Raw genomic sequence first — 13,473 nt, 5'->3', positions numbered from 1 at the left:
CAAAGGGCAGGGCGCGGTCAGCGCACGGTCCCGCTGCCGTACGGGGCGTACAGGTCCAGCAGCCGGACACGGGCCTCCTGCAGCCGGTGGGCGACGACCTCCCCGACCCACCGGGCGATGTTCCGGCCGAACTCCGGATCCTCCTCGCACAGCGCGCGCACCAGCGTCGCGTCGAACTCGTACGCCCGCAATGGCGAGGCCGCCTCGGCGCCCAGATGCCAGGTGTGCGGTGGGTACAGCCACGACCAGCCGACGAGTTCGTTGTGGCCGAGGGACTCGATGACCGCCGGCCGGCGGCCGGGCACGCGCATGTCGAGCTCGACCGTCCCGGTCCGGATGATCCAGAACCGCTCGGCGTGTCCGCCCTCCTCGAAGAGCCGGGCGCCCTGCGGGTACGACACCTCCCGCGCTATCCGCAGCAGCCGTTCCCGGTGTCCGGCGGGCAGCGCGCGAGGCATGCTCGCCGTTGCGGGTGCGTTCATGGGGTGCCTCCAGGTCGGGCGTACGGAGCTACCACCTCCAGGGTGGGCAGTCCCGACCGCCGGGACCATGGGCCACCAGGCCCGCCGGCAGGGCCGGCCGGCGGGCCGGGGGAGCCCTTCGGCCCGCTGTGCGGCCGGACGGTCCGCCGTTCGATGATGGAGGGGGTGGGAGAAAGGCCACTCGGCGCCGAGTCGAAAGAAGCGAGGCGGGAACCATGCGCATCGTCGTCGCCCTCGGCGGCAACGCCCTGTTGCACCGCGGCGAACGCCCCGACGCGGGCCTGCAGGAAACCAACACCGTCCGCGTCGCCACCGCGATCGCTGCGCTCGCCCACGACCACGAACTCGTCGTCACCCACGGCAACACCCCCCAGCTCGACCTCCTCGCCGCCGAGAGCACGGCCGACGCGGCCCTCACCGCCCCCTACCCGGTGGATCTGCTCGGCGCCCAGACCCAGGGCATGATCGGCACCCTCCTCGTCCGCACGCTGCGCGCCGTCCTGCCCGGACGCCGGGTCGTCACGCTCGTCACGCACACCCGGGTGCGCTCCGACGACCCCGCCTTCGACCGTCCGACGCAGCTGGTCGGGCCTCTCTATCCCGAGAAGGCGGCCCGGTTCCTGGCGACGAAGTACGACTGGCACATGGTCGAGGACCGGCACGGCTGGCGGCGCGCCGTCCCCGCGCCGTCGCCCGAGCGGATCCTGGAGGCCGACACCGTGCGGGTGCTGCTGGAGATGGGGACCCTGGTGGTGTGCGCGGGCGGTGGAGGCATCCCCGTCGTGTCCGACTGGGCCACCGGCGCGCTGAGCGGAGTGGAGGCCGTGGTCGACAAGGACCTCGCCGCCGCCCGGCTGGCCGAGGATCTGAAGGCCGACTTCCTGCTCGTCCTCACCGACGTCCCGAATGTCTACGCCGGCTACGGCACGCCCGACCAACGGCCCGTCCTGGACGCCACGCCCGCCGATCTGCGCCACGCCCGCTACCCCGATGACTCGATGGGCCCGAAGGCGGAGGCCGCCGCCCGGTTTGTCGAGAACACCGGCCGACTGGCCGCGATCGGGGCGCTGGATGCGGCGTACGAGATCGTGCACGGCCGCTCCGGCACGCTGGTGCGGCCCGATCTTCCTGTCGCCTGACGTCCGTCACCGCATGTCACTGTTTCCGGCCCCACGTCCGGTACGCCGCCACGGCCGTCGGCAGCGTGGGGAAGATCCGCTCCCGGCCCACCGAGTCCGCGAGCCCATAGGCCTGCAGGTCGTCCATCAGGTCCTGCTTGACCCTGGCCAGGGCGAAGACGATGCCCCGGCGGCCCAGCTCGCGGCGCAGGTCGTCGACCGCGTCCAGCGCGGTGATGTCGACCTCCACGTTGGCCTCGGTGTTGAGCACGAACCAGCGGACCGGGCCGGTCTGTTCGTCGACGGCGGCCAGGGCACGGCGGTGGAAGTCCTGCGCGTTGGCGAAGAACAGCGGGGAGTCGTAGCGGTAGACGAGCAGCCCGGGGATCGTGCGGGCCTGCGGGTAGTCGTCCACGTCGTGCATGCCGGCCACGCCGGGGACCAGCCCCTCGACGGCGTCGTGCGGCCGGGCCACCCGGGTCAGCAGCTCCGCCACGGACAGGCCGACGGCGACCAGCACGCCGTACAGCAGATCCAGGGCGAGCACGCCGACCAGGCAGCCGACGGCCAGCAGCAGCTCGCGGCGCCGGAAGGCGGCCAGCCGGGCGAAGCCCGCGAGGTCCGTCATGCGGACGGCCGCGTACACGACGAGCGCGCCCAGGACCGCCGACGGCATCCGGGTCAGCAGCGGGCTGAGGAACAGCAGCACGGCGAGCACCACCGCACCCGCCACCAAGGAGTACGCCTGGCTGCGGGCACCCGCCGAGGAGGCGAGCGCGGTGCGGCTGGCGCTGCTGCTCAGCGGGAAGCCCTGCAGCCAGCCCGCGCCGAGATTGGCCGCGCCCAGCGCCAGGAACTCCTGGTCGGCGTCGAGAGGTTGTCCCTCCTCGCCGCGGCCGGCGAAGGCGCGGGCGGTGAGGATGAAGTCCGTGTAAGCGACGAGCAGGACCCCCAGGGCGGGCAGCACCAGGTGCGGCAGCTCGGTGAGGTCGGGTGCCGCGACGGAGGGCAGCCCGGCCGGCACCTCGCCGATCACCGCGATGCCGAACCGCTCGTCGAGGTCGAGGACGGCCACGGCCGCGGTCCCCAGCACGACCGCGAGGAGCGGACCCGGCACCGTACGCAGCAGCCGCGCCACCGTGAACAGCAGCACGAGCGTGATCGTGGAGAACAGCACCGTCGCCGCGTCCGCCTGCCCGATGTGCCGTAGGAACGACCACAGTTGGGGGAAGAAGCCCGCGCCCGTCGTGTCCACGCCGGTCAGCTTGGGCAGCTGGTCCACGATCATGATCAGCGCCACGCCCGCCAGATAGCCGATCAGCACCGGGCGGGACAGCAGGTCGGCGACGAAGCCCAGGCGCAGCAGCCGGGCCGCCAGACACAGCAGGCCGACCGTCACGGCGAGGGTGGCGGCCAGTGTGGCGTAGCGATCGGGGTCGGAGCCGGCCAGTGGGGCCACCACGGTCGCCGTCATCAACGCGGTCGTCGACTCCGGGCCCACCGACAGCAGCCGGGACGAGCCCAGCAGCGCGTACAGGCCGAGCGCGGGCAGGATCGCCCACAACCCGGCGACCGGCGGCAGCCCGGCCACGCCCGCGTACGCCATCACCTGCGGCACCAGATACGCGGCCACCGTGACGCCGGCGAGCAGGTCGCCGCGCAGCCAGGAGCGGCGGTAGCCGGTGAGGGTGGAGAGCCCGGGCGCGAGACGGCGGATCAAGGGCACCGGACGGTGTCTCCCCGAGGCGCGCCCGCCCGAGCCGTGGGACATGGGGTTCCTTTCGCCGACTGCCGTGGGGTTCAAGGTTCGGAGGCCCGACAGGACCAGTGGAAGGGGCCGTTCAGCCCCCCGGACACCGACCTTCGGCATCCGGCGACGGCCGTCCCGCCGCCCGAAAGTGAAAGCGTCAACAACGAATCCGCCCGAAGGGGTTGAGCAATCATGGCAGTTCACGATCACCCGCACCGGCACGTCGGCTTCCGGTTCCCGGCGCGGCGCGGGGCCGGGACGGCCGAGGCGGCGGGCGTCGACACCGTGGCGACGAGCGCCTATGTGTTCGCCGGGCTGCGTCTGCTGACCGGGTTCATTTTCCTTTGGGCGTTCCTCGACAAGACCTTCGGCTACGGGTACGCCACCCCGTCCGGCAAGGGCTGGATCGACGGCGGCTCGCCGACCAAGGGCTTCCTCAGCGGGGTCGCGGCCGGGCCGATGGGGTCGACCTTCCACGACTGGGCCGGGGACACCTGGGCGGACTGGCTGTTCATGCTCGGTCTGCTCGGCATCGGTGTCGCCCTGATCCTGGGCATCGGACTCCGCCTGGCTGCCGTCGCGGGCACGCTGATGATGGCGCTGATGTGGATCGCGGAGTGGCCGCCGGCCAAGCATCTCTCCGACGGGTCGCCGAGCATGTCGACCAACCCGTTCGCCGAGTACCACGTCGTCTACGCCGCCGTCCTGATCGCCCTCGCGGTTGTCGGTGCCGGCGCCGTCTGGGGGCTGGGCAAGGCCTGGGCACGGCTGCCGTTCGTCAGCCGCCACCCCTGGCTGCGGTGAGTCCGCCCCTCCCCGATGCAGGGGGCCGTTGGGCCGGTCGGTCCCGGCCGGGGACCAGCGGCCCCTGCACCACCGGCACTTCCCGTCAGACGCTGGAATCCGAGGAATCCGACGCCGGAAACAGATCCCCGTTCAGGAGGCATGACCATGGTCCGCAGTGTTGTCGTAGGTCTCGACGGCTCGTCCGAGAGCAGGGCCGCGGCCGAGTGGGCGGCGCGCGAGGCGAAGCTGCGCGACCTGCCGTTGAAGATCGTCCATGTCTGGGAGCCCGTCCCCGAGCCCATGGCCCAGGCCCCGCTGCTCGGCGCCGAGACCCAGCAGCACTGGACCGAGCGGGTGCCCCGCGAGGCCGCCGAGGGCATCCGGCTGCGCCACCCCGGCGTCGAGGTCACCACCGAGCAGCTGACCGGAAGTCCGGCCGACACCCTGGTCAAGGCGACCGAGGCCGCGGAACTGCTGGTCCTCGGCTCCCGCGGGTTCAGCGGGATCGGCGGATTCATGGTCGGCTCCGTCGGCCTCTCCGTCGTGGCGCACGCCGAGCGTCCCGTCGTCCTGGTGCGTGCGGGGGAACAGGCCTCCGACGAGCATGAGCCGGACGGGGCGGGCATCCCGTCGGCCGCCACGCCCTACCGACCCGTCGTCCTCGGTCTCGACGCGGCGAGCCCCGCCGACGCAGTGATCGAGTTCGCCTTCGAGGAGGCCGCACGCCGCAAGACCGGCCTGCGGGCACTGCACGGCTGGAACCTGCCGCCGTACTACGTCTACGGCCTGTCCGCCGACATCGAGCTGCACGACGAGATCACCCGGCAGCAGGCCGCCGCGCTCGCCGAAGTCCTGCGTCCCTGGCGGCAGAAGTACCCCGACGTGGAGGTGGCCGAGGAGGTCCCGTCCGGCAGCCCCGGCATCCGCCTGGTGGACGCCTCCCGCGAGGCCTCCCTCGTCGTCGTCGGCCGGCGTGTCCGCCGCAGCCCGTTCGGCGCCCACATCGGCCCGGTCACCCACGCCGTCCTGCACCACGCCACGGCCCCCGTCGCCGTCATCTCCCACACCTGACGGACCGAACGCGCACCCCTGACGGACCGATCGCCCACCCCCGCCACTCACCCCCGACCACCACCCCCGAGGAGTTGACCCCATGAAGGCAGCGGTCGTCCGAGCCTTCGGCGAACCCCTGGTCATCGAGGAGCGCCCCGACCCGGAACCCGGCCCCGGCCAGGTCCGCATCCGCGTCGAGGCCTCCGGCCTGTGCCACACCGACATCCACGCCGCCCACGGCGACTGGCCGGTGAAGCCGAGTCCGCCGTTCGTGCCGGGCCACGAGGGCGTCGGCCTCGTCGAGAAGCTCGGCGACGGCGTCACCCACCTCGGCGTCGGCCAGCGGGTCGCCGTGCCGTGGCTCGGCAAGGCCTGCGGTCGGTGCGAGCACTGCCTGTCCGGCTGGGAGACGCTGTGCGAGCAGCAGATCAACACCGGCTACGGCTGCGACGGCGGGTACGCCGAGAAGATGCTCGCCTGGGCCGACTTCGCGCAGCCCGTCCCGCAGGGCGTCAGCGCCGTCGACGCCGCCCCGCTGACCTGCGCGGGCGTCACCACGTACAAGGCGCTCAAGGTCGCGGGCGTCCAGCCCGCCCAGCTGGTGGCGATCTCCGGCGTCGGCGGGCTCGGTCACCTGGCCGTGCAGTACGCGAAGATCGCCGGGGCCACCGTCGCGGCCATCGACGTCACCGACGACAAGCTCGAACTCGCCGCCGAGCTCGGCGCCGACCTCACCATCGACGCCCGCAAGCAGGACGTCGGCGAGGTCCTGAGGCGGCACGGCGGCGCCCACGCGGCCATCGCCCTCGCCGTGAACGAGGACGCGTTCGCCGCCGTCAACTCCGGGCTGCGGCGCGGCGGCAAGCTCGTCATGGTCGCCCTTCCGGCCCACGGCACCGTCCAGGTCCCGATCTTCGACACCGTCCTGAACGGCACCTCGGTGATCGGCTCGATCGTCGGCACCCGGCAGGACCTCGCCGAGGTCTTCCAGCTGCACGCGGCCGGCCGCACCCGGGTCATCAGCGAGACCCGTCCGCTCACCTCCGTCAACGAGTCCATCGACGACGTGCTGCGCGGTCAGGTCAAGGCCCGGATCGTCTTCGACCTCGGTGCGGGGAGGTGACCGCCGTGGACCTGCCTCTGGTCGTCGGCGTCGACGGCTCCGAGCCGAGCCTGCGCGCCACGGACTGGGCGTCGGACGAGGCCGCGCTGCGCGGAGTGCCGCTGCGCGTGGTGTACGCCTGCCTGTGGGAGCGCTACGAAGGCGCCGCGCTCGCCCGGGACCTGGGCAAGCCCTCCGCGCAGGTACTGCCGCAGGAGATAACGGGCGCCGCCGCCCGGCGGGCCCGCGACCGCCACCCGGACCTGAAGGTGACCACCGACGTGGTGTTCGAGGAGCCGGAGTACGCCCTGGTCCGGGAGAGCCGGGACGCCTGCGCGCTGGTCGTCGGCAACCGCGGCCGCAGCGGCCTCGCCGCGGCGTTGCTCGGCTCCGTCAGCCTGACGGTCGCCGCGCACGCCCACTGCCCCGTCGTCGTCCTGCGCGGCAGCCACGACAACCAGGCCACGCCACCGGTCCACGGCCGCGTCGTCGTGGCCGTCGGCGAGGACGCCGAGAGCTCGGCGGCCGTACGCTTCGCCTACGAGGAGGCCCGGCGCCGCGGGGTCCCCCTGGAGGCCGTACGGGCCTGGCGGTGCCCCGCGCACGAGAGCACCGACCACCCCCTGCTCGCCGACGCACCCGCCCGGCTGCACGAGCAGCACGCCGAGGAGACCCTCGCCAAGGCCCTGCGGGACGCCCCGCCGGACGTCGAGGTGCTCCGCCGCACCGTCGAGGGCCACGCCCGCCGCGTACTGGTGGACGCCTCGCACAGCGCCGACCTCCTGATCGTCGGCGCCAAGCGCCGCACCGGCCACCTCGGCCTCCAGCTCGGCCGTGTCACCCACGCGGCCCTGCACCACTCCGCGTGCCCGGTCGTCGTCGTACCGCAGACGGAGTGAGAACCTTGCCTGAGCGCTCCGCTGGCTGTGTCGATATGCGGCTCCGCCGCGGGGCCGCACTATGCCGTCGATCGTCTGCGGCGCCGCCGTGGCTGGTCGCGCAGTTCCCCGCGCCCCTTGGGGGCGCTGCCGAACCGCAGGTCACTGCGCCAGGCCCCGGCTCAAAGGTCGGCCGTGCGGTCGGGGACGTACGTCTGCAGTTCGCGCGGCGTCCGCTGGTAGCCGGTCGACTCCGGGCGCTCCGGCAGGTCCAGCACCGGGGGCAGGACGTCCTTGTACGGCACGGAGTCGAGCAGGTGGGCGATCATGTTCAGCCGGGCCCGGCGCTTGTCGTCGCTCTCGACGACGAACCACGGGGCCTCGGGGATGTCGGTGTGCACCATCATCTCGTCCTTGGCCCGGGAGTACTCCTCCCAGCGGCTGATCGACTCCAGGTCCATCGGGGACAGCTTCCAGCGCCGCAGGGGGTCCTCCAGGCGGCGCCGGAAGCGCTCCTGCTGCTCCTCGTCGCTCACCGAGAACCAGTACTTGCGCAGCAGGATGCCGTCCTCGACGAGCATCCGCTCGAAGAGCGGGCATTGCCGCAGGAAGAGCTGGTACTCCTCCTTGGTGCAGAAGCCCATGACGTGCTCGACGCCGGCCCGGTTGTACCAGCTGCGGTCGAACAGCACGATGTCCCCGGCGGCCGGCAGATGTGCGATGTACCGCTGGAAGTACCACTGGGTGCGCTCGCGCTCGGTCGGCTTGGGCAGGGCCGCGATGCGCGCCACGCGCGGGTTGAGGTGCTCGGTGACCCGTTTGATGGTGCCGCCCTTGCCCGCCGCGTCCCGCCCCTCGAAGATGACGACAAGGCGGGCGCCCTCCGTGCGTACCCACTCCTGCAGCTTCGCCAATTCCGTCTGCAGGCGAAGCAGTTCCTTCTCGTACGTCTTGCGCGGCAGCTTCTCCGCCTTCTTGCCGGCCATGCCGCCTCCGCCTCCCACCGCCCGTCGACCCCGTCGACGACCCACTCGACGACTTACGGAGTCACCGATGCCCGAGCTCGAACACCAGGACAGCACCGTACTGACCGACGACGAGCTGCGCACCCTGGATGCCCACTGGCGGGCCGCCAACTACCTGGCCGCCGGACAGATCTACCTCCTGGCCAACCCGCTGCTGCGCGAGCCGCTGAAGGCGGAGCACATCAAGCCGCGCCTCCTCGGCCACTGGGGCACCTCGCCCGGCCTCAACCTCGTGTACACCCATCTCAACCGCGTCATCAAGGCGCGCGACCTGGACGCCCTGTGCGTGTGGGGCCCGGGGCACGGCGGCCCCTCCGTGCTCGCCAACTCCTGGCTGGAGGGGTCGTACAGCGAGACGTACCCGGACGTCGGCCGGGACGCGGCCGGCATGGGGCGGCTCTTCCGGCAGTTCTCCTTCCCCGGCGGTGTGCCCAGCCATGTGGCGCCGGAGACGCCGGGGTCGATCCACGAGGGCGGTGAGCTCGGGTACGCGCTGTCGCACGCGTACGGCGCCGCCTTCGACAACCCGGACCTGGTGGTCGCCTGCGTGATCGGCGACGGCGAGGCGGAGACGGGGCCGCTGGCCGCCTCCTGGCACTCCAACAAGTTCCTCGACCCGGTGCACGACGGGGCCGTCCTGCCGATCCTGCACCTGAACGGCTACAAGATCGCCAACCCCACGGTGCTCTCCCGGCTGCCGGAGCACGAACTCGACGCCCTGCTGCGCGGCTACGGCCACGAACCCCTCCACGTCACCGGCGACGACCCGGCCACCGTCCACCGCGCCATGGCCCGGGCCCTCGACGACGCCCTGGACCGGATCGCCCTGCTCCAGCGCACGGCCCGCGAGGAGGGCATCGGTGAGCGCGCGCACTGGCCGGTGATCGTCCTGCGCACCCCCAAGGGCTGGACCGGCCCCGCCGAGGTGGACGGCGTGCCCGTCGAGGGCACCTGGCGCGCCCACCAGGTCCCGCTGGCCGGCGTCCGTGAAAACCCCGAGCACCTGCGGCAGTTGGAGGCGTGGCTGCGGTCGTACCGCCCCGAGGAGCTGTTCGACGCCGACGGCCGGCCGGTCGCCGACGTCCTGGCCTGCGTCCCCGATGGACTCCGCCGCCTGGGCGCCACCCCGCACGCCAACGGCGGTCTGCTCGTGCGCGAGCTGCCGCTGCCGTCCTTCGACCGTTTCGCGGTGCCGGTCGACAAGCCCGGCACGACCCTGCACGAGCCGACCCGTGTCCTCGGCGACTTCCTCGAACAGGTCATGAAGGACACCTCGGCCCGCCGAGACTTCCGTGTCGTCGGCCCCGACGAGACCGCCTCCAACCGCCTCCAGGCCGTCTTCGACGCCAGCGGCAAGGCCTGGCAGGCACAGACCCTCCCGGTCGACGAGCACCTCGACCGCCACGGCCGTGTGCTGGAGATCCTCTCCGAGCACACCTGCCAGGGCTGGCTGGAGGGCTACCTCCTCACCGGCCGGCACGGGCTGTTCTCCTGCTACGAGGCGTTCGTGCACATCGTCGACTCGATGGTCAACCAGCACATCAAATGGCTGAAGACGTCCCGGGGGCTGCCGTGGCGTGCGCCCGTCGCCTCCCTCAACTACCTGCTCACCTCGCACGTGTGGCGCCAGGACCACAACGGCTTCTCCCACCAGGACCCCGGTTTCGTCGACCACGTCCTCAACAAGAGCCCCGAGGTCGTCCGCGTCTACCTGCCGCCGGACGCCAACACCTTGCTGTCCGTGGCCGACCACGCGCTGCGCAGCAGGGACTACGTCAACGTCGTCGTGGCCGGCAAGCAGCCCTGCTTCGACTGGCTGTCCATGGACCAGGCCGTCGCCCACTGCGCGCGCGGCGCCGGAATCTGGGACTGGGCGGGCTCCGGGAACGGCGGTGAACCGGACGTGGTCCTCGCCTGTGCCGGTGACGTACCCACGCAGGAGGTCCTGGCCGCCGCCCAGCTGCTGCGCCGCCACCTGCCCGATCTCGCCGTGCGCGTGGTCAACGTCGTCGACATGACCCGGCTGATGCCGCGCGAGGAACATCCGCACGGCATGACCGACTTCGAGTACGACGGCCTGTTCACCGCGGACAAGCCGGTGATCTTCGCCTACCACGGCTACCCGTGGCTGATCCACCGCCTGGCCTACCGGCGCACCGGCCACAAGAACCTGCACGTGCGCGGCTACAAGGAGTCCGGCACCACGACGACGCCGTTCGACATGGTCGTCCGCAACGACCTCGACCGCTACCGGCTGGTCATGGACGTCATCGACCGCGTCCCGGGCCTCGCGGTGCGTGCCGCGGCCGTACGGCAGCAGATGGCGGACGCCCGCACCCGCCACCAGGCCTGGATCCGCGAGCACGGCACGGATCTGCCGGAGATCGCGGACTGGTCCTGGAACTCCTGACCGGGCCTTCGCAGGGCGGTTCCGGCCCGGCCCGATACCCGGCCCTCCGGTGAGGGCCGACCGGCCCACCCGGACCGCCCGGACAGCCCCTGTGGCCGTCGCCCGTTCCGCTGGACGCTCGTAGTGACGAGAAGACGTGAAGGAGATCCGCGATGACGGACGACGCGCTCAGCCGGCCCACGGTCCACGCCCTGCTCGCGGACGGCACCACCGTGTGCATCCGGCCCGTGCGGCCCGACGACCACGACCAGGTCCAGGGGCTGTACGAGGAGATGTCCCCGGAGAACCTGCGCCTGAGGTTCTTCGCCGCGAGCCGGCGTTCCGCCGCACTGGCCGCCGCACGCGCCTGCGCCCAGCCGGGCCCCGGATACCGGGCACTGCTGGCCGAGACGGAGGGCCGGATGATCGGCCTCGCCGAGTACGACAGCGGCGGGACCGGGGACACGGCGGAGATCTCCATCGCGGTCGCCGACGGACTGCACCACCGGGGCGTCGGCACCCTCCTCGTCGAGCACCTCGTCTCCGCCGCCCGCGCCGAGGGCATCACCGGCTTCACCGCCGACGCGCTCAGCGAGAACCACGAGGTGCTGAAGCTCTTCGCCGACCTCGGCCTGCGCACGGCCCGCCGCTTCGACGGCCCCGAGGTGCGCTGCACCATCGCCCTCGACCAGAGCGACACCTACCTCACGGCCGTGGAGGAACGCGGCCGCGCCGCCGACATCGCCAGCCTCGAACCGCTGCTGCGGCCGCGCACGGTGGCCGTCGTCGGCGCCGGACGCAAGGCGGGATCCGTGGGCCGGGCGATCCTGCACCAGCTGCACACCGGCGGCTACACCGGCCGCCTGTTCGCGGTGAACCCGCGCGCCGGCTCGATCCTCGGCGTGCCCTGCCACCCCTCGGTCAGCGCCCTGCCCAAGACCCCCGACCTCGCGGTCCTCGCCGTACCCGCCGCCGCGGTCCCGGACACCGCGGAGGAGTGCGGGAAGGCGGGCGTACGGGCCCTCCTCGTCGTCACCGCCGGACTGGACGCCGACCAGGCGCAGGCACTGCTCGCGGCCTGCCGCGCGCACGGCATGCGCCTCGTCGGCCCCAACTGCCTCGGCATCTCCAACACCGACCCGGACCTGCGCCTGGACGCCACGTTCGCCGCCGGCCACCCGCGCCCCGGCACCGCGGGCGTCGCCGTGCAGTCCGGCGGCGTCGGCATCGCGCTGCTCGACGGGCTGTCCCGGCTCGGCATCGGCGTCTCCTCCTTCGCCTCCCTCGGCGACAAGTACGACGTCAGCGGCAACGACATGCTCCAGTGGTGGGAGAGCGACGGCCGCACCGACCTCGCCCTGCTGCACCTGGAGTCCTTCGGCAGCCCGCGCGCCTTCTCCCGCACCGCCCGGCGCGTGACCCGCCGGATCCCGGTCCTGACCGTCGACGCCGGCCGCACCGAGGCGGGCCGACGCGCCGCCGCCTCGCACACCGCGGCCGCCGCGACCCGCACCATGACGCGCGGCGCCCTGTTCACCCAGGCCGGCATCACCGCCACCCGCTCGGTCGGGGAGCTCCTCGAAGCCGCCGCCCTCATGCATTCCCAGCCCCTGCCCGCAGGGCCCCGCATCGCCATCGTCACCAACGCCGGGGGAGCGGGCGTCCTCGCCGCAGATGCCTGCGCCGAGGCCGGCCTGGAGCTCCCGGCGCCCGGCCTCGAGCTGATCGGCGACCTGCGCGCCGTCCTGCCGGAAGGCGCCGCTGTCGGCAACCCCGTCGACGCCACCGCGGCCGTCACGGAGGAGCAGCTCACGGATTGTGTGGACCGGATCATGCGGAACGGCGCCGTGGACGCCGTCCTCGTGGCCCTCGTCCCCACGGCGGTCGCCGCGGCGACCGGCGACGACCTCGTCAGAGCCCTCACGCGCACTCCCGGACGACGGCCGAAGCCGGTCGTCGCGGTACGGCTCGAACAGGGCCTGCCCGTCGAGCTGTTGCCCGCCGCCGACGCCTCCACCATCCCTTCCTACGCCGAACCCCAGGCGGCGGCGAGGGCACTGGCCCACGCGGCCCGCCGCGCGGCCTGGCTGGCCCGGCCCGCCGGGACCGTCCCCGACCTCGACGATGTCGAGACGGACCGCGCCCACGCCGTCGTCGACGCCTACCTCGACCGGCACCCGGACGGCGGCTGGCTCGACCCGCGTGAATGCGCCGAACTCCTCGGCTGTTACGGCATTCCCCAGCTGAACTGGGCCTGGGCCGCCACCGAGGACGACGCCGTCCTCGCCGCCGAGCGGCTGCGCGGCGCCGACGGCCGGGTGGTGATGAAGGGCCACTGGCCGGGCCTGGTGCACAAGACCGCCGAGCACGCAGTCCACCTCGACCTGCGAGGAGACCACCAAGTCCGCGCCGCCTTCCGGGACCTGGAGACCCGGTTCGCCGGTCTGCTGGAGGGAGTGGTGATCCAGCCGCTCGCCGACCGCGGCACCGAGCTGTTCGCCGGCGTCGTCCAGGACCAGGTCTTCGGACCGCTCGTCCTGTTCGGACTGGGCGGCACCGCGACCGAGGTCCTCAACGACCACGCCGCCCGCCTCGCCCCGCTCACCGACCACGACGTGCACGACCTGATCACGGCCCCGCGCTGCGCCCCGCTCCTGTTCGGCGCTGGGGGTACCCCCTCCGGGGGAGGCGGCCGCCCGGTCGACCTCCAGGGTCTCGAACGCCTGCTGCTGCGGCTGTCCCGCATGGCGAGCGACCTGCCGCAGCTGGCCGAGGCCGACTTCAACCCCGTTCTCGCGACACCGGGCGGAGTCACCGTGCTCGATGCGCGCGTGCGCCTGCTGCCGCGCAGGCCCCAGGACCCGTATCTGCGCCGACTCCGCTGAGGAGG

The 13,473-nt window shown here is 73.0% G+C and carries 10 protein-coding genes; 7 read left to right on the top strand and 3 right to left on the bottom strand.

Annotated features, from left to right (window positions below):
• Positions 1-17: 17 nt before the first annotated feature.
• Positions 18-482 carry a cyclic nucleotide-binding domain-containing protein gene (locus ACIBU0_RS32500; protein ID WP_398825586.1) on the bottom strand — a complete coding sequence of 155 codons (465 nt, stop codon included), beginning with the start codon at positions 480-482 and terminating at the stop codon, positions 18-20.
• 215 nt (positions 483-697) lie between these two features.
• Here ACIBU0_RS32500 and ACIBU0_RS32495 point away from each other — a divergent pair, with 215 nt between their 5' ends.
• Positions 698-1,621 (top strand): carbamate kinase, encoded by a 924-nt coding sequence (locus ACIBU0_RS32495; RefSeq protein WP_398825582.1) that lies wholly within the window; start codon positions 698-700, stop codon positions 1,619-1,621.
• A gap of 16 nt (positions 1,622-1,637) precedes the next feature.
• Here the strand turns inward: ACIBU0_RS32495 and ACIBU0_RS32490 are convergent, their stop codons facing one another.
• Positions 1,638-3,371, bottom strand: coding sequence for a SulP family inorganic anion transporter (locus ACIBU0_RS32490; RefSeq protein ID WP_398825579.1), 1,734 nt, complete (start codon positions 3,369-3,371; stop codon positions 1,638-1,640).
• A 171-nt stretch (positions 3,372-3,542) separates the two neighbouring features.
• On the opposite strand from ACIBU0_RS32490, the gene ACIBU0_RS32485 reads away from it, so the two are divergent.
• The 4 genes from ACIBU0_RS32485 to ACIBU0_RS32470 all read left to right on the top strand — a co-directional run bounded on the left by ACIBU0_RS32485 (position 3,543) and on the right by ACIBU0_RS32470 (position 7,190).
• Positions 3,543-4,154: a hypothetical protein gene (locus ACIBU0_RS32485; protein WP_398825576.1), complete on the top strand. Its 612-nt coding sequence runs from the start codon at positions 3,543-3,545 to the stop codon at positions 4,152-4,154.
• A gap of 147 nt (positions 4,155-4,301) precedes the next feature.
• Positions 4,302-5,207, top strand: a complete 906-nt coding sequence (locus tag ACIBU0_RS32480; protein WP_398825573.1) for a universal stress protein — start codon at positions 4,302-4,304, stop codon at positions 5,205-5,207.
• 82 nt (positions 5,208-5,289) lie between these two features.
• The gene (locus tag ACIBU0_RS32475) at positions 5,290-6,312 is read left to right on the top strand and encodes a zinc-dependent alcohol dehydrogenase (protein ID WP_398825571.1); all 1,023 of its coding nucleotides are present in this window, start codon (positions 5,290-5,292) and stop codon (positions 6,310-6,312) included.
• Entirely contained in the window at positions 6,309-7,190 is an 882-nt protein-coding gene (locus ACIBU0_RS32470; protein WP_398825568.1) for a universal stress protein, read from the top strand. The genes ACIBU0_RS32475 and ACIBU0_RS32470 overlap by 4 nt, the downstream gene beginning before the upstream one ends.
• Positions 7,191-7,351: 161 nt before the next feature.
• Here ACIBU0_RS32470 and ppk2 read toward each other — a convergent pair whose 3' ends face one another.
• Positions 7,352-8,155: a polyphosphate kinase 2 gene (gene ppk2 / locus ACIBU0_RS32465; protein WP_398825566.1), complete on the bottom strand. Its 804-nt coding sequence runs from the start codon at positions 8,153-8,155 to the stop codon at positions 7,352-7,354.
• 67 nt (positions 8,156-8,222) lie between these two features.
• Between ppk2 and ACIBU0_RS32460 the strand changes: the two genes are divergently transcribed.
• On the top strand, positions 8,223-10,604 hold the full coding sequence (locus ACIBU0_RS32460) for a phosphoketolase (protein ID WP_398825564.1): 2,382 nt from the start codon (positions 8,223-8,225) through the stop codon (positions 10,602-10,604).
• Between the two features lie 152 nt (positions 10,605-10,756).
• The gene (locus tag ACIBU0_RS32455; RefSeq protein ID WP_398825562.1) at positions 10,757-13,468 is read left to right on the top strand and encodes a GNAT family N-acetyltransferase; all 2,712 of its coding nucleotides are present in this window, start codon (positions 10,757-10,759) and stop codon (positions 13,466-13,468) included.
• The last annotated feature ends 5 nt before the right edge of the window (positions 13,469-13,473 follow it).

Source organism: Streptomyces sp. NPDC049627 (genome assembly GCF_044465645.1).
In the GTDB taxonomy this organism is placed as follows: domain Bacteria; phylum Actinomycetota; class Actinomycetes; order Streptomycetales; family Streptomycetaceae; genus Streptomyces.
This window is presented reverse-complemented; position numbering and strand designations above follow the sequence as displayed.